The 15504-nt window shown below is 67.6% G+C and carries 21 protein-coding genes; 9 read left to right on the top strand and 12 right to left on the bottom strand.

Annotated features, from left to right (window positions below; genetic code table 11):
• Window positions 1-25 precede the first annotated feature (25 nt).
• Window positions 26-262: a hypothetical protein gene (locus RWP81_RS00680; RefSeq protein ID WP_314451279.1), complete on the bottom strand. Its 237-nt coding sequence runs from the start codon at window positions 260-262 to the stop codon at window positions 26-28.
• A 554-nt stretch (window positions 263-816) separates the two neighbouring features.
• Between RWP81_RS00680 and RWP81_RS00685 the strand changes: the two genes are divergently transcribed.
• A complete protein-coding gene (locus RWP81_RS00685) occupies window positions 817-957 on the top strand; it encodes a hypothetical protein (RefSeq protein WP_314451288.1) in 141 nt (46 codons plus the stop codon).
• Between the two features lie 95 nt (window positions 958-1052).
• Here the strand turns inward: RWP81_RS00685 and RWP81_RS00690 are convergent, their stop codons facing one another.
• Window positions 1053-1277: a hypothetical protein gene (locus RWP81_RS00690; RefSeq protein ID WP_314451290.1), complete on the bottom strand. Its 225-nt coding sequence runs from the start codon at window positions 1275-1277 to the stop codon at window positions 1053-1055.
• A gap of 613 nt (window positions 1278-1890) precedes the next feature.
• Between RWP81_RS00690 and RWP81_RS00695 the strand changes: the two genes are divergently transcribed.
• Together RWP81_RS00695 and RWP81_RS00700 are read left to right on the top strand one after the other, a co-directional pair.
• Window positions 1891-2520: a hypothetical protein gene (locus RWP81_RS00695; RefSeq protein WP_314451292.1), complete on the top strand. Its 630-nt coding sequence runs from the start codon at window positions 1891-1893 to the stop codon at window positions 2518-2520.
• Between the two features lie 624 nt (window positions 2521-3144).
• Window positions 3145-3402, top strand: coding sequence for a nuclease (locus RWP81_RS00700; RefSeq protein ID WP_314451294.1), 258 nt, complete (start codon window positions 3145-3147; stop codon window positions 3400-3402).
• 95 nt (window positions 3403-3497) lie between these two features.
• Here RWP81_RS00700 and RWP81_RS00705 read toward each other — a convergent pair whose 3' ends face one another.
• Window positions 3498-3899: a hypothetical protein gene (locus RWP81_RS00705; protein WP_058596385.1), complete on the bottom strand. Its 402-nt coding sequence runs from the start codon at window positions 3897-3899 to the stop codon at window positions 3498-3500.
• Between the two features lie 166 nt (window positions 3900-4065).
• Between RWP81_RS00705 and RWP81_RS00710 the strand changes: the two genes are divergently transcribed.
• Window positions 4066-4215 (top strand): hypothetical protein, encoded by a 150-nt coding sequence (locus tag RWP81_RS00710; protein WP_314451298.1) that lies wholly within the window; start codon window positions 4066-4068, stop codon window positions 4213-4215.
• A 108-nt stretch (window positions 4216-4323) separates the two neighbouring features.
• Here the strand turns inward: RWP81_RS00710 and RWP81_RS00715 are convergent, their stop codons facing one another.
• Window positions 4324-5037 carry a GAF and ANTAR domain-containing protein gene (locus RWP81_RS00715; RefSeq protein WP_314451301.1) on the bottom strand — a complete coding sequence of 238 codons (714 nt, stop codon included), beginning with the start codon at window positions 5035-5037 and terminating at the stop codon, window positions 4324-4326.
• 28 nt (window positions 5038-5065) lie between these two features.
• Window positions 5066-5716: a GAF and ANTAR domain-containing protein gene (locus RWP81_RS00720; protein ID WP_314451303.1), complete on the bottom strand. Its 651-nt coding sequence runs from the start codon at window positions 5714-5716 to the stop codon at window positions 5066-5068.
• A gap of 358 nt (window positions 5717-6074) precedes the next feature.
• Here RWP81_RS00720 and RWP81_RS00725 point away from each other — a divergent pair, with 358 nt between their 5' ends.
• On the top strand, window positions 6075-6443 hold the full coding sequence (locus RWP81_RS00725) for a hypothetical protein (RefSeq protein WP_314451305.1): 369 nt from the start codon (window positions 6075-6077) through the stop codon (window positions 6441-6443).
• A 58-nt stretch (window positions 6444-6501) separates the two neighbouring features.
• On the opposite strand, the gene RWP81_RS00730 is transcribed toward RWP81_RS00725, so the two are convergent.
• Window positions 6502-6711, bottom strand: a complete 210-nt coding sequence (locus RWP81_RS00730; RefSeq protein ID WP_314451307.1) for a DUF1653 domain-containing protein — start codon at window positions 6709-6711, stop codon at window positions 6502-6504.
• Between the two features lie 152 nt (window positions 6712-6863).
• Here RWP81_RS00730 and RWP81_RS00735 point away from each other — a divergent pair, with 152 nt between their 5' ends.
• Together RWP81_RS00735 and RWP81_RS00740 are read left to right on the top strand one after the other, a co-directional pair.
• Window positions 6864-7352 carry an AAA family ATPase gene (locus tag RWP81_RS00735; protein WP_314451309.1) on the top strand — a complete coding sequence of 163 codons (489 nt, stop codon included), beginning with the start codon at window positions 6864-6866 and terminating at the stop codon, window positions 7350-7352.
• Window positions 7353-7482: 130 nt separating this feature from the next.
• Complete coding sequence (locus RWP81_RS00740; RefSeq protein WP_314451310.1) at window positions 7483-7836, top strand: hypothetical protein; 354 nt, start codon at window positions 7483-7485, stop codon at window positions 7834-7836.
• A 197-nt stretch (window positions 7837-8033) separates the two neighbouring features.
• On the opposite strand, the gene RWP81_RS00745 is transcribed toward RWP81_RS00740, so the two are convergent.
• The gene (locus RWP81_RS00745) at window positions 8034-9128 is read right to left on the bottom strand and encodes a type I restriction enzyme HsdR N-terminal domain-containing protein (protein WP_314451365.1); all 1095 of its coding nucleotides are present in this window, start codon (window positions 9126-9128) and stop codon (window positions 8034-8036) included.
• A 167-nt stretch (window positions 9129-9295) separates the two neighbouring features.
• Window positions 9296-9898 carry a hypothetical protein gene (locus tag RWP81_RS00750; RefSeq protein WP_314451312.1) on the bottom strand — a complete coding sequence of 201 codons (603 nt, stop codon included), beginning with the start codon at window positions 9896-9898 and terminating at the stop codon, window positions 9296-9298.
• A gap of 126 nt (window positions 9899-10024) precedes the next feature.
• Here RWP81_RS00750 and RWP81_RS00755 point away from each other — a divergent pair, with 126 nt between their 5' ends.
• A complete protein-coding gene (locus RWP81_RS00755; protein WP_314451314.1) occupies window positions 10025-10567 on the top strand; it encodes a sigma-70 family RNA polymerase sigma factor in 543 nt (180 codons plus the stop codon).
• The gene (locus RWP81_RS00760) at window positions 10564-11154 is read left to right on the top strand and encodes a hypothetical protein (RefSeq protein WP_314451316.1); all 591 of its coding nucleotides are present in this window, start codon (window positions 10564-10566) and stop codon (window positions 11152-11154) included. Before RWP81_RS00755 ends, RWP81_RS00760 begins: the two co-directional genes overlap by 4 nt.
• Before the next feature lie 104 nt (window positions 11155-11258).
• Here the strand turns inward: RWP81_RS00760 and RWP81_RS00765 are convergent, their stop codons facing one another.
• Genes RWP81_RS00765 through RWP81_RS00780 form a run of 4 tightly spaced genes read right to left on the bottom strand, consistent with a single transcriptional unit; the run spans window position 11259 to window position 15503 of the window.
• Window positions 11259-12851, bottom strand: coding sequence for a carbohydrate-binding domain-containing protein (locus RWP81_RS00765; protein WP_314451318.1), 1593 nt, complete (start codon window positions 12849-12851; stop codon window positions 11259-11261).
• Window positions 12839-13660: a polyphosphate polymerase domain-containing protein gene (locus tag RWP81_RS00770; RefSeq protein ID WP_314451320.1), complete on the bottom strand. Its 822-nt coding sequence runs from the start codon at window positions 13658-13660 to the stop codon at window positions 12839-12841. The genes RWP81_RS00765 and RWP81_RS00770 overlap by 13 nt, the downstream gene beginning before the upstream one ends.
• A complete protein-coding gene (locus tag RWP81_RS00775; protein ID WP_314451322.1) occupies window positions 13657-14316 on the bottom strand; it encodes a DUF4956 domain-containing protein in 660 nt (219 codons plus the stop codon). Before RWP81_RS00775 ends, RWP81_RS00770 begins: the two co-directional genes overlap by 4 nt.
• A complete protein-coding gene (locus RWP81_RS00780; RefSeq protein WP_314451324.1) occupies window positions 14313-15503 on the bottom strand; it encodes a bifunctional glycosyltransferase family 2/GtrA family protein in 1191 nt (396 codons plus the stop codon). The genes RWP81_RS00775 and RWP81_RS00780 overlap by 4 nt, the downstream gene beginning before the upstream one ends.
• Window position 15504: the final 1 nt, after the last annotated feature.

Here is a 15504-nt window from a genome sequence, read left to right on the forward strand (position 1 = left end):
CCCCTCTGTCATAGGAGAAGGGTCGTCAGCTTCCCTTCGAGCCAGCAGGGTTCCCCCGCTTGACATACCAGCGCACGAGAAGGGTGACGAAGATTCCAATCAGCACAACACCCGCGGCGATCAGAAATACGCGCATCCCTGCACTGGATGCGACCGTCGCAGCGTTGACCAAGGCCAGCAGCGCGCAGAACACGATCGCTGCCCAGCCCACAATCTGGCTACCACTCGGCCGTACAGCCCGACGATCTTCGCGCTCGGCCATGTCGTTCTCCTTCAAAATCGTATTCATCTGCAGGCAAAACTCCCGGCCTCATCGCGCTTCTCTTGACTCCAGCTACCGAGGTAGGCCGCCCAAGCAGCGGCGGCCGCGAACGGGTTGGACGCAGAAACGATCGAAGACCCATAGAACCGACCGACCACTCTTCCAGCTTGAGCCCAGCACGGCCCAAGATTGCGCGCCGAACTGATAGTCGTGGCGCTCAAGGTTGTCTGAGCAGTAATGGCCGTCTGGGCGGCGGCAGGGGCAGAGGGGGTCGCCGCCACAATGCCTCCAGAGATAGCGCCGAGTCCTCAAGATTCACCCGTCGCTTCGTTCTCAGAACTCAGCCGCCGGCGACAGAGGTAGCCAGGCAAGCGTCGTCGCGGCGGGGGGCCACCCCGCATACGAACACCGCGCTTAGCGTGGAATCACGCGCTCCTTCTGTCGCGACCCCATCTTCAAGGAGTCCAATCGCTCGGCGAGTCGATCTGCGGCGGTTCGGACATCCAGCTCGGCCTCACCGCGTCATCGGGGCCGAAGGCTCGATTGCGACGGTCGTGCTCCTGAACGGCACGACGGTGCAGCTGCGGGTCGTCGGCCCGGCCGTCGACATCGCGGTGGGGGAGCCGGTGGCGTACCACCCGGTCGCCGAACTGCTCAGCGCGTCAGCAATCCTCACGACCGCGCGCGCCGCGTAGCGGGCTGAGGGCCCTCAGATCGGGGACGTCATTGACCGCGCGCGCCATAGCCGAGCGGCCGCCGACGAACGTCAGCGGCCGCGCGTGAAGAGAACTCAGGCGGACATCGAGGCCATCATGGCCTCGCACTTCATGACCATGTCGTCGCAGGCCATCGCGCAGTAGCGGCACATCTCGTCCATGTCGGCGTGCGCGCGGCACTCGGCGGCGCATGCTTTGCCCATGGTCATGCAGGCGGTCATCATGGCGCTCATCACGTCCATGTTCATCCCGGCCGGACGCATCATCATGTGCATCGTCGCCTGCGCCATCTCGACCATGTTCGAGCACATCGCGCAGCACGTGGCCATTTCGGGGCCGCGAGAAGCGCTCGCGCTTGCGCATGCCCAGCAGCGCCGCTCCGGATGAAAAACGGGCTCTCTAGCGGTGAAGTCTCGCCACTGGGCTTCGATCTCCTGCTTCGGTAGCCACCAGACACGGGAGGAAGGACCTCGCCGTGTCCCTCAACGAGGAGGACCAATGCGCCGTCGAACGAACGCCGTCATAACCGCCGGGATCGCGTGCGCTCGCGATCTCTCTCGCGGCGCCCGCTTACGCGTCTGATGCGGCACCCGATCCCATCGAAGGGGATGCTCTCGCCGCGATTACAGCGGAGGCTATCGAGGCGCATTACGGGGAGGCGCAAGCTGACCCGGTGCAGGCCGAGGTTGCCTCTGAGGTCGAGGTCAGTCCGCAAGGGACCTCTGGTGAGGAGATCGATGTGGTCCTGCCGTCGACGCCCGCAGCTGATCTCGAAGGTGACGAGTCGTCGGCTGCGCCGATCTTCTACACGGACGCGACGGGGATGGCGTACGTATCATCGCGACGTTTCCGAGCAAGGAGGACGTCGTTGACCTGGCGTACGAGATCGGTGGCGTCCTTGATCCCTACCCAGTGCAGGTTGGCGACACGTTCAAGGTTCTCGACGCAAACGACCAGTACGTCGTGGATCTTGCCGCTCCCTGGGCCATCGATGCCTCGGGCCGGTACCTTCCCACGAGCTACACATTGGCAGGAAACGAACTTCGGCAGCATATCGACTACACCGGTGCGATCTTCCCCGTTGTGGCGGACCCGGCGTGGACCTATGCGGTAGACCACGCGTCCTTCAACCTCATCACCGGCAAAGAGAAGGCGACGCCAGCGCGGGTCATGGCTGAACTACGACGGTGCTTCAACTGCAGTTTCCCGGTTGCGAATGCGCCGCGAGCCTTTCCATCCGTCGGTCAGACCATCAATCTCAATGCAAGTCCTTTCACGATGATCAACGTCGCAGCACCGGTGCGGGTCTCAGCGGTTGTGAAGGACGGGTTCAACTTCGTCGCGTTGCCCGGTCATTTCGATGGAGCTGACTCAACGATCTCCTTCCGCTTCTACAACGACCGTTCTGGATGGCTGCACATTTCGGTAGCCGCGCTCATCTGGAAAGACCGAGGTGCGCTCGCGAACGAGGCGAATCGCAGCGTCGCGAGCCAGACATGGGCTAACTTCCTGGCCAACCTCATTCGCCAGCGCACGCTGTAGCGTCGGGCCATGCGACACGCCTCCCTGCGTCCCAGCGCACGAGCTCTCTTGGCGTGCCTAGTCGCGGGCGTAGGAGGCGTGGCCCTGGCGGCGTTAGCCGTCGTGAGCCCTGAAGCATCGCCTTCGACATCTCCGTGGGGGCTGATGCTGTGGGGAGGTCCTGCGGGGTTTGCGATCGGGGCGGCGCTCGGTCTGATCACCTGGGCGCTGACGCGCTCTCTTATGACCCTGCCGTTCGTCCAGCGCCCATCGGCTCGGGTGGCGGTCGCCTTGGTGCCCGTCGTGATCGGCGCCGCGGTCGGATACGCAAGTTTCGCAAGCGCCCTCCCCGTCGTCGCCCCCGCGACGATGATCGGAGGCGCGCTGGGCTTGCTCTGCGGTGTGATGGAGGCCTCGGCTGCGGCGCGGCGCGGACGTGATTCGGCTCATTGAGCGGTCTCTGGAATCAGGCACAGCCGGCGAGCACCAGCGCGAGAAGACCTCGAACCACCTGCTGCGCGGCGGGGAGAGAGCGGATACGCCAATCCGAGTGCTGGGTGTTACGCCCCACTACGCCCGAGATCGCCCGCCCCCACGGCATCCCGTAGCTTCATCTCACCAACCCCTCCGAAGGCAGGTGAAGCCATGTCCCGCACGATCTCGTCGACAGTCCACCCGATCCAGCGCTGCATGGCAGCCTCGAACCCTTCTGCGTGGTGGGACGGCCTCGTCGTCAACGCTGATGGTGCAACGGCGACCGTTGCGCTGCTCAACGGCACGACGGTGCACCTGCGGGTCGTCGGCCCGGCCGTCGACATCGCGGTGGGGGAGCCGGTGGCGTACCACCCGGTCGCCGAACTGCTCAGCGCGTCAGCAATCCTCACGACCGCGCGCGCCGCGTAGCGGGCTGAGGGCCCTCAGATCGGGGACGTCATTGACCGCGCGCGCCATAGCCGAGCGGCCGCCGACGAACGTCAGCGGCCGCGCGTGAAGAGAACTCAGGCGGACATCGAGGCCATCATGGCCTCGCACTTCATGACCATGTCGTCGCAGGCCATCGCGCAGTAGCGGCACATCTCGTCCATGTCGGCGTGCGCGCGGCACTCGGCGGCGCATGCTTTGCCCATGGTCATGCAGGCGGTCATCATGGCGCTCATCACGTCCATGTTCATCCCGGCCGGACGCATCATCATGTGCATCGTCGCCTGCGCCATCTCGACCATGTTCGAGCACATCGCGCAGCACGTGGCCATTTCGGGGCCGTGCATCATGTCGCTGCCGGCGCACATCGCCGCGGCCATCGCGCATGCGTTCAGCGACTGCATGCATTCCTGCATGGCATCCATGTCCATGGTCATCTCGCCCATGTCCATCGACTTCATCATTGCCATGGTGTCCATTTGATCTCCCGTGTTCTCGTCGTGGCAGAGTGACCGGATGCCTCGGAGGAACTCCGGCGTACCGGCATGCCACGCCCGCCGTGTCGGGGCTCGACAGGGTTCCGAGACGGTTGATCAGAAACCTGGGGAGGACGACGTGGGGGAGGAGGAGCGGCCGCGTTCGGCCGTGACGCTGCTGGCGATCTTGGTGACGCTCGTGCTCGCCGTGTTCACGCTGCTGGTGTCGGGGGCGCTGGCGGCGATCGTCGATCCGGAGATCGAGGGAGCCGTGCATCTTCTCGCTGGGCGACTGGTCGGCACGTCGCCGGATCAGTAAGACCCTGCTGTCCACTTCACGCGCACGTCGAGCTGGGGCTCGCACCCGCCGAGGGCGCGAGGGTGACGGTGCGCGAAGCGAATGCCGGCGGACGCTCCCGCAGCCGTCTCAGCGGCCGCTGGCGTCGGCGATGATCTCGCGGGAGACGTCTGCCAGCTTCCGCTGGGTGCTCCGGGCTCGATCGCGCAGAAGCCGGAACGCTTCCTCCATGTCGACACCGTGCGTGTGAGACAGGATGCCTTTGGCCTGCTCGATCACGATGCGGCTATCAAGGGCGTGCTGCAACTGCGTGCGGGCGAGGTGCATCTCTTGGAACGCCCGTTCGTGGAGGATGCCGATGGTGGCGATGTCGGCGAGGCCCCGCGCCGCCAGGGCATCCTCGGCGGTGAGCGCGCCGGGCTGGTCGCCGAAGAGGTTCAGTGAACCGATGACCTCGTCGCGGAGCCGGAGGGGGATCGCGTGCATCCACGTGTACCCCTGCTCGCCGGCGGCCTCCGCGAACCGCGGCCACCGGTGTCGGATCGCGTCGAAGTCGTCGACGGTGACCGGTTGACCGGAGTGGTAGGCCTCCAAGCAGGGGCCTTGTGCCTCGTTCAGCTGCAGCAGTGAGATGAGCTGGCCGCGCTCGCTCGTCGAGGCGACCACCTCCAGTGACCCGTGCGAGTCGGGAATCAGGATGCCGGCATCGGCGGCGCCCAGGATCTGGGCGCACCGGGTGACCAACCGATAGAGCAAGTCGACGATGTCGTACCCGTTGACCATGGTGTCGGCGAGCTCGACGAACGTATCGACCAGTTCTTTCTCGCGCGGTGTGCTCGTCATGAGTGCAACCTACTTCGTCCGTCCGTCTTCACACCGAGAAATCGATGTCGCGCGAGATGATCGCTTCCGCTACCTCGCGCACCGACCGGCCCGACGCGAATGCGTGGGCGCGGATGACGAGCAAGGCGTCGTCGGGCGCCACGCGCAACTGCGCGACCACCATTCCGGTCGCTTGGTGCACGAACCGTCGCGGAGAGGCGTTCGTGGAGCTGTCGTCATCCAGTCCGTCCAGCCCGTCCAATGCGGTCCGAAGGATCCGTTGGCCGGCTGAATCCGCCAGCCGTGCGGCCTCGTCGACCTGATCGACCGTCAAGGCGTGCACACCGGTGGCGTAGAGGTTCACGACGCCCACGTCGACCAGACCCACCGCCATCGGAAACGCGTACACCGAGGAGATGCCATGCCGTGCGGCTGCCGCCAGAAACACCGGCCATGCGGTCGGCGCGTCTTGCCGCAGGTCGGGAAGCAACACGGGTGAGGCGGTGTCTCGCGCTCTCCAACACGGGCCCACGCCGGAATCGAGCTGCGTCTCGTCGAGGTAAGCGGCGACGTCGTCGCTCGCGCAGATCGTCTCGATCTCGAACGGGGCACCCAGCGTCGAAATGGCGATATGCGGCACCGGCAGCGCATTGACGAAATCGATGCACAAAGAGCCGGAGGCTTCACGATCGACTGGCATGACACTCCTGACCTAGTGGGACACAGCGGCCTAGGTCCAGGGGACGCCTGGTGCCACTCTACGGTCACGGCGACGGCGCCGACGTTCACCGCGGTCGCGCCTGGGATCGATCCGTTCATTGCTTTCGCTTCCGAGCTCCCCTAATCTGTGCACAGTTGCCCCAGACCCCGGCAGACGGTCATATCGTCGTGCCAGTTGGGGGTCGAACATGGGCAGCCTTCTACGGCTCGACACGAGAGCCGGTTGTCATTGGTGACGCCGTCCTCGCGCACCTACAAGCCGTGGCGATCGTGAAACTGCGCCGCGGCGAGAGCTTCACGCTGTCATTTCGAAGATCCGATGCCGCGGCGGGCTACCTGTGACCACGCGAGGTGTGCACCCCACGCCCGACCACGTCTCGCCGACCTGGATCCTGCGCGAGGAGGGACACTGCATCGCGAAGATCGGGGACGTGACCCTCGGGCATGTCGTCTCAGCTCCCGATGGGTCCTTCATCGCTTTCGACCGGCTCGGGACGCCCCTCGGGAGACACGACTCGCTGCGCGCCGCTCAACTGTCCACGCTCCACGCGGCGGAGCTTCCCAGGCTCCACGCCGCCGACACAGCCGAAATACCGACCACGGTCAGCCGCTTCGGGTCCGTCGTCGCGATCGTCGCGATCGTTGCGGGCGCGCTGGCGGCGACGCTACTGACCGCCGGGATCGTCGTCCTGTCCATCGCTCGCTGAGACACTCGAACGTCGGAACCTCCCGCCGCTCTTGCGCGCCCCAGCGCTACGGCCGTGATCACTCGATCCGGCGGAACCGGGGCCCGACGTAGCCGTCGCGGTCGACGACGCCCGTGAACATGTCGACGGGGCGCACCCAGCAGGAGTAGTCGTCGTACAGCTTGCGGTAGGAGACGAAGACCTCCTCGGTCTCGGAGTGTCTCGCCGTTCCGAACACCTCGTAGCGCTGGCCTTTGAAGTGTTCGTAGATGCCGGGTTCGATCGACATGACCCGTCCTCCTCCGCGGCGAGTTGCGTGGATGCCGAGTATGCCAGCGGACTCGCGGGGCAGCGAACCTCGGTCGGAAGTCTCGTCGATGTCAGCTTGCTTGCGGGCTGGGCGGCGATCTCGGCGACCTTGTCTGCGGGTAGCGTGGCGACATGGCGAGGGTCCTGATCACGGGCATGTCGGGCGCAGGGAAGTCCACTGTGCTCGGCGAGCTGGCTGCTCGGGGATATCGCACCATTGACACCGACTACGGCGGATGGACCGATGGTGACGGCGGTCCCTGGGATACCGACCGCATGGCTGCGCTGCTTGCAGAGGAGACGACGGTCGTGGTGTCGCGGACGAGCGAGAACCAAGGTCGCTTCTACGACCGGTTCGAGCATGTGGTGCTCCTCAGCGCTCCCGTAGACGTACTCATCGAGCGGGTGCGTGCGCGATCGAACAATCCCTATGGTCACACCTCGGAGCAGCAGCGGGAGATCATCGCGCACGTGGCGGCGGTCGAACCCGCCCTCCGTCGGGGCGCGACACTCGAGTTGGACGGGCGGCTTCCGCCCGGCGAGCTGGCCGGGATGATTGCGCGGTTGGCTGGCCCACCTCGTCCCCGTGGGGGCGTGTCGTCGCCGTCTCGCGGAGGTTGACCGCGAACGTCACCACGCGCGGCCGCGGAGGTCGATCAGTCCTGGTCGAGGCCGGTTCTCCGAGGGACTCTCACCTGGGACGACTGCGAACACGTCGCCGGCGCTAGCGTGAGAACGGCGAGGAGGGCGAATGCACAGCGAATGGGATGAGTCGTTTTTTGACGCGCTCCAGGAAAACCCATCGATCTACTGGGTCTGTTTCTGGACCGGAGACGACATCGAGGAAGCCGCACGTCACGACCCGCAGCGGGTTACCGGTGCGGACTCGGTCGCCGAGGTGCTCGAGTGGGTTCTCCAGGTGAAGGGGGAACGCCGGTTCGAGCTCTTCGTAGAAACCGCAGACCGCGTCGAGACGAGGGCGCACGGGTGGACCGGACGCCGGAAGCTTGTCCGTCTCGCTGGTGACTTCCCATCAGGAGGCACGACGTTCGCCATCGCGCTGCACGCCCAGGAGCGAGGTCTCGGGTCCGCTGAGGATTGCTGACGAAACAGGTCGCACTATCGGTCCGTTAAGACGGCGGTCACGGCCCGTGCCGAGTTCTCCGTGCCCTGCGCGGCGCGCTTCTCGAATTACCGCGGCGACGCGCGCTCCGCAGCGACGGGCTCTAACGATCGCAACCTTTTCTCAGCGACCTCGGCGGTATCGCGCTCGCTGCCTCCCAGCCCACGCGTATCGCCCCGTTACCGATATCTGACGACGGCATCCCGGATCGCTTGGGCGTGCTCGTAGATTCCGTCGAGCTCGTCGATCGGGTGGCGGGTCTCCACCTTCTGCTCGTCGAGCAACCCCAGGTACTTTTGTCGCCCGTTGAAGTGGAGCCGTGCAATCGGCTTGCGGTTGTTGTCGTCGAGCAGCACCGCGAAGTAGCTCTTCGCATCGCGGTGAGTGATGCGGTGAGGCTTCGTCTCGCCGCACGCGATGGCTTTGACGATCTGATATCCCTCAAGTTCCTCGAGGGTGGTCTCGATCTCTGTATCGCGATCAAGATCAGCCTGAGCAGCCGGTTCGCTCGAGACCATGGCCGCACTCTCCGCTGACACGGCAACGGCGACACCGGCCCCCACGCCGAGGGCCGTCTTCAAGCGGTCGTTGACACTCTCGGTGAGGAACTGTCGAGATGCTTTGGTGACGAGCGACGTGAACTGCTCGCGGACCTTCGCGGTGTAGGAACCGTCGTAGACGCGCTGGGTGAAGAACTTGATCCACTCGTCGCTGGGTTCGCGGAACTGCCCGGCGATCTCACGCTTGAGCGCACCGACGTATTTCAGCTCCTCGGCCGCGCTGATGATCGAGTCGAGGTCGAAGCTGTCCTTGCTGAGCTTCTGCACCTCGGGGATAAGCGTGTCGTCGATGTCGAGCAGATCCAGCACAAGGAACGGCTTGGCATCCATCTTGTTCGGCGCGTCCAAGTCCGTGAAGAACTGCCAGATGACGCCGTTGGTCAGTGCCGCGATTCGAGCGTTCGTGGTCGAGAAATAACGGAACAGCTGCGACGCGTGCTCGATCTTCGGAGCGCCGGTTGACGCCTTGCACTCGATGAGGATCTGGACTTCGGCGTCACGCATGATCGCGTAGTCGACCTTCTCGTTCTTCTTGATCCCCACGTCGGCAGTGAACTCAGGGACGACCTCGAGCGGGTCGAATACGTCGTAACCCAAGATGGTCGAAATGAACGGCATGACGAAGGCATTCTTCGTCGCTTCCTCGGTGCCGATGGCTGACGCCTGATTGCTCACCTTCGTTGCGAGCGCTGCGAGTCGATCCTGAAACTCCACTGATTCCCCCCCCCCAATTGCGTGTTCCACATCGATGTTCGCACGAGTGCCGCACTGCACCGGGCCGGCAGTCAGTTGGACTTTTCGCTATCCGGCCTCTCAGGTCTATTCCTGCAAATACAGCGGGTGGACGTCGTTCAGCAGCATCCGTTTATCTCGCCCACCGCCTACCGCGCCCGGATGCCGACGGACCGCAACTCCAGCCCGGCGAGCCGCCGCACGACCTCGGGGTCTCCGCGGCGCCAGGCGCCGAGGGCGTCGGGAGCGACCTTCGCAATCACGCCCACCCTCTGGTGGGTGAGCGCGCGGAGCGCGAGCAGGTCGGTGTCGAGACCGGCGCGCATCAGCGTGCGGGTGCGCGTCGCCCGCGAGATGAAGCGGAGGCGCGGGAGGAGCCACACGAGCAGGACGACCAGGATCGGCAGGGCGGCGACGCCGACACCGAGCGCGACGGCAGCTTGCATCACAAGGTCTTGCTGTGTCTGCCCGGCGGTGGCGAGGGTGTCGCCCGCGGAACTCGCCGTGTCGAAAGGCGCGCTGATGCCGGAACCGATCAGGGGGACCCCGCCCAGCTGGGCGCCGACGTCGGTCATCGACGTGCGGAAGTCGGCCCCCGCGGTCTGCATCTGACGACCGAACTGCGCCAGCTGGGCGACGGTGGAGAACACGAACACCCCCACCGCGATGCTCACCGCGATGAGCACGAGGGCGATGATGTCGGCCGTCACCTGACGCGCGCGCTGTGCGGCGAAATCGGAATACAGTTTCACGTCGTCACTCTCCCATGCGCGTGGCGAACGGCGGGGCCAGAGGAAAGCGGCCCGACGGGAGATTTCGGCATTTCGAGTGGCGTGTAAGAGTCGCGTCCGCGGCGGACATGGGTCAGCGTGGAAGATGTGTCATCCGTGTCCGCCCGCGCGCGCTTCGAAGAGACGGTGCGGCTCGTGGCCGACCCCGTGCGCCGCTACCTGTGGCGCCGGACCGATCCCGCCACCGCGGAGGACGTGCTCGCCGAGACCCTGATCGTGCTGTGGCGACGTCATGACCACATGCCGGCCGGTACCGAGGCCGTGGCCTGGGCGATCGGTGCGGCTCGGCTGCAGCTCGCGAATGCGAACCGCTCCCAGCGGCGTCGCGACAGGCTGGTCGCCAAGATCACCGTGCTCGACCCTCCCGCCGGGGCGGTCGCGGAGCACGGCGAACCCGTCGACGAAGAGGTGCGCATCACTCTCGCAGGCCTGCGGACAGCGGACGCGGAGGTGCTTCGGCTGTGGGCGTGGGACGAGCTCGCACCGCGCGAGATCGCGGTCGTCCTCGGCACCACGGTCAACGCGGCAACGGTGCGCCTGCACCGCGCGCGACGACGTTTCGAAGACGCCTGGCGTAAGACCCACCCGGTGTCCGGACATATCGAGACAGAAGAAGGGAACGAACCGTGAACGACGCACCTCAGGACGCACTGCGCCGACTGCTCCGAGCGGGCGACCCTGCTTCGTCGCTGCCGCACCTGCGGAGCGACCAGATCGCTCGACTCACGGAGGACACCATGAACGCCCAGAATGCCACGCCACGCCCCCGCATCCGTCGGCCGGGATTGCTCCTCGGCGCCATCGGCACGGGTGTGGCGGCGGTTGCCGCTGTGGCAATCGCCGTCCCCGCCATCTTCGGCACCCCGGTCGCCACGACCGCGCTGACCCAACCGGGGGCGGGCGGGCCGGCGGCGATGTGTGCGCAGGTTACTCCCGAGGCGGTCGCGGACGCGGGCACCTCGTTTCGCGCCGACGTCCGCAGCATCGCCGACGGCACCGTGACGCTCGCGGTGACGGAGCGCTTCGCCGGCGAGGTCGGCGACACGGTGACGGTCACCCAGGGTGTCGGTGCCGGTATCGACGGCGAACCGATCGTCTTCGTCGACGGTGAGAGCTATCTGCTCAGCGCAACCACTGACGGCGTCATCATCACGTGCGGTGTGAGTGGGATCGCCGACGAGGGGCTGACTGCCGTGTACGACGCCGCGTTCGGATAGCGGGGCGGGGGATCGCGCGTAAGTGATCGTGCTCCAAGGCGACGAACGCGCGGAAGGCCGCGGCCCGGGATCCACCCCGGCCCGCGGCCCTCGCTGTGCAACGGTCAGGGCCGCCCGCCGCCCATGCCCCCTCCTCCCATTCCCATCCCGCCGGCGACCGCGACACCGGCCGTGACCGAGGTCGCGGCGCCATCCACGGTCACGGTGTACGCCTGCCCGTCGGTGATCGCCGTCGAGGAGAACACCACCGACCCGAAGGCCTTCGTGGCGGTGTAGTCCGCGACGACCGTGCCACCGGCATCCGTGATCTGAACCGTCGAGCCCGCGCTGCCCGACGCCGTCGCCGCGAGCCAGCCCTGCGCCGACGACTCGTCGGGCGACTCGGCCATGCCGGTGCTGCCGATGGCGACGAGCGTGCCGCCCGTGACGGTGATGCCGCCGTTGGAGTCGAGGGCGCCGTTCCCCTGGCCGGTGGGGCCGTAGACGGTGACATCACCGCCGGTCATCTCGATGCTCCCGTTCGAATCGAGACCGTCGCCCTCGGCGTCGATCACGAGCGTGCCGCCCGAGATGGTCACGGTCTCGCCCGTGTCTTGCATGCCGCCGCCCATGCCGCCCTCGGACGTGCTGGTGCTGCCCGAACCGTTCACACTGTCGTCCGACGAGGTGACGTGCGTGGTGCCGCCGGCGATGCGGATGTCGGCCGACTCGATGCCCTCGTTCGACTCGGCGACGGTGACATCGCCCCCGGCGATCGCCAGCGCGATCTCGGAATGGATGCCGTCGTCCTGGGTCGCGAGCGTGACCGTTCCGCCGGTGATGACGGCATCCGTCCACGCGTCGATGCCGTCGTCGGTCGCGGTGGCGTCGATCGTTCCCCCGGCGATCCAGACGTAACCCTGGGTGGCGTCATCCGTCTGGTCGCTCTTCAGCGCGTCGCCGCCGGCGGTGAGGGTGAGCGTGCCGTCCTTCACGACGAGGGAGTCCTTACCGCGGAGGGCGTCGTCGGCGGCATCCACGGTGATCGTGCCGCCGATGATCGCGAGGTCGTCGGTGGAGGAGATGCCGTCGTTGCCCGTGTCGGTGACGGTCAGGGCGCCGGAGCCCGAGACGGTGAGGTCGCTGTCGGCGTAGATCGCGGCGCTCGCGTCGGCGTCGGCGGAACTCGCGGCGGTGACGGTGTTGGTCGAGCCCGCGGCGAGGTTGATGGCGACGTCGTCGGCGGTCACGACCTGGATCGCCGCACCCGAGGTGCTCGCGATCGTCGCGTCGTCGAGCACCAGGATCACCTGCGCGTCGTCGGGGGCGGCGACGACCACGTTCCCGTCGAGCGTGCCGCTCAGCTGGTAGACGCCGGCGGCGGTGATGGTCACGGTCGACCCGTCGATGCTCACTCCCGCCGAGTCACTGGATGCCGTGGAGCCCGCGAGCGTGATCGTCTCGGCATCCGCGATGCTCCACTCGTCGTCGTTCACGACCGTGCCGTCGGCGTTGGCCGCGAGCAGCTCGGCGGCGGCCTCGGGAATGGTGGAGTCGATGTCGGAGGTGGTCTGCACACTGGACTCGATACTCGATGCGGCGGAGGCCGACGGCGAGGCGGAGGAGAGTGTCGTGGCGGGCTGGGCGGTGACGGCGCAGCCGGCGAGGACGAGGCCCGCGAGGGCGAGGGGCAGGGCGAGGGGGATCAGGCGGCGCATGATGCGTCCTTTCGGGTGGGGTGGGAGGAGGCGAAGGGGCCCGCGAGCACGCGGGTCCAGCGATTGGAGGGGAGGTCGGAGCGCAGGGCCGCCATGCCGGTGGCGTACTTGCTGATGCGCTGCGGGCGGTGGCCGGCTCTCCAGAGGGCGCGGTCGAAGGCGCCGGCCTGGCCGGGAGATTTCGTCTCGACGATGGCGAAGCGGGGGAGGGTGAAGCCCCCGCCGTCGGCGTCGGCCCAGCGCAGGTCGAGGTCGATCGTCGCGCGGGACGGGATCGCGCCCGGCAGCAGCAGCGTCGTGCGGCGGTACAGCGTCTGCAGGCGCGCGTCGAGGTCGTCGGCGCGGGTGGGCTCGACCCCGATCGCGTCGAGGGCCTCGGCCACCTCGTCGCGCGCCTCGGCGGTGAGCCGGTCGGCGGCGTCGAGGTCGTAGGCATCCCGGTCCTTGCGGGTGAGGCCCCGCGCCCCGCGGGTCTTCATCTCGAGGAACGCCGCCCCCGTGTCGACGTAGGTGCGGGTGCGCAGCTTGAAGCGGCGGCGGCGTCCGTGTGCGGCGAGGCGGTAGCTCAGCAGATCGGGGGTGTCGAAGTACACCGAGCGGTAGGCCAGTTCGCGCTCGCCGCCGATCTCGAGGGCGGCCGGAGCATCTGTGGAGCGCTGGAGGGCTTCGAGCAGGGATGCCGTGGCATCCATCGGCACGACGTACTTGCGGTCCACACGGGTGAGGAGGGCGGCGTCGGCGGTGAGGGCGTCGAGGCCGATCGCGGGCAGGGCCGCGATGGCGGTGGCGGCGCGGGCGCGGGCGGTCATCGGGTGCCGCCGATCAGGTCGGCGAAGGAGGGGTCGGTGCTGCGGCGCGGGCCGGGGACCGTGTCGGCGGCATCGAGGGCGGCGCCCGATGCGGGGGCGGCCTGTACTGAGGACCGCACGCGGTACCGCACGTCGACCAGGGTGGTGTCATCGACCAGGTCGAGCTGCTGCACGGTGACGCCCGTCACCTCGCCACCGAGCAGGCGCTCCAGCTCGGCTCGCAGTTCGGTCTCGTCGGGGATCGCGCGGTCGAGATGCACCGTCTGGTGACGGGCCCGCGACAGCACGCGCGGGTGATCGGCGACGGCGAGCACGGCCACGATGAGCCCGACCAGCAGGAGGGGGACGGAGAGGTCGACGGGCGGCAGGCCGCAGATCAGGCCGATCGCGAGAGCGGCGAAGTAGTACGCCACCTCGCGCTGGGTGATCTCGCTCGAACGCAGGCGGATGATCGAAAGCACACCGAACAGGCCGAGACCGAGACCCAGCGCCACCTCGGCGGTGCCGAGCACGGTCGCGACGGCCAGCACACCGACGTTGACGCCGAGGAAGGCGACGACGAGATCGCGGCGGCGATGACGCTGGAAGTAGATGGCGCTGAGCAGGACGGCGGCGATCAGGCCGGTCGCGGCGAGGATCAGGGCGGTGGTGGTCATGAGGTGCTCCTTGCGGGGGTCGGGGTGGCGGGGTGGAGGGGGCTGAGCCTGTCGAAGCCTCCGGGCGTGCCGTGGGTGCCGGTCCCATCGACGGGCTCAGGGACCTGGGTGAAGGGTGGGTCCGGCCGCGAGATCGGCCTGCGCGCCGGGGGCCCGGCATCCGTCCGCGGGAAGACGAGAGAGCGCTGCACGCCGTAGCTGAGGACGAACAGCACGCCCTCGGTCACGACCTTCGCGGGAAGGAGGGCCAGGCCGTTGTCGGTGAGGAACGACATCCACGCGATGTTGGATGCCAGCAGCGCCAGCGCCAGCACGCCGTAACGCACCGCTTGCCCGAGCATCGGGCCCCCGCGTGCGCGGAACACCACCCGGCGGTTCACGACGAAGTTCGCCGTGGCCGACAGCACGCGGGCGGCGATGATCGAGGGCACGAGCCATCCGGTGAGTGCCTGCAGCACGAGCAGCGCGACGGTGTCGACGACGAACGCGGCGAGCGACGACGACGCGAACAGCAGCACCGGCAGAAGTACGCGCAGCGAATCGCGCACGGGGCGGAAGTGGCTCGAGGCATTGCGGTCGAGATACACCGTGTCGATGGGCACCTCGTGCGCGGCGAGCTGGTCGGGGCCGAGGCGCAGCAGCATCCGCTGCTCGTACTCGAATCCTTCGCCCGGGATGCCGAGCGCCCAGCTCAGGCGATCTGAGGGGATGCCACGCAGCCCCGTCTGCGTATCGGTGACCTGTCGACCGGTGGCGAGACGGAAGAGCCCGCGTGCGGCCGCGTTGCCGACCCGGCTGCGCAGCGGCACCGCGCCGCCGAACCCGCGGACGCCCAGCACGAGCGCACTCCGGCCGTCGGCCGCATCGCGGCGGAGGGCATCGGCCACGCGGCACACGTCGGCGGGCGTGTGCTGGCCGTCGGCGTCGGCGGTGACGACGTCGGCATCCGGATCGTGAACGGCGATGTGGGCGAAGCCCGTCTTCAGCGCCGCTCCCTTGCCGTGGTTGCTCGGGTGCGTGATGACGTGGGCGCCCGCCTCGCGGGCGGCGGCGAACACCGACGCGAACGCGGGACCACTGCCGTCGTCCACGATCAGGACGTCGAGGTCGGGATCGGCGCGCATCAGTTCGGCAACGAGGGCCGGCATCCGCGGGTCGGGCTCGAAGGCGGGGATGAGAACGAACACC

Source organism: uncultured Microbacterium sp., assembly GCF_963521695.1.
In the GTDB taxonomy this organism is placed as follows: Bacteria; Actinomycetota; Actinomycetes; order Actinomycetales; family Microbacteriaceae; genus Microbacterium.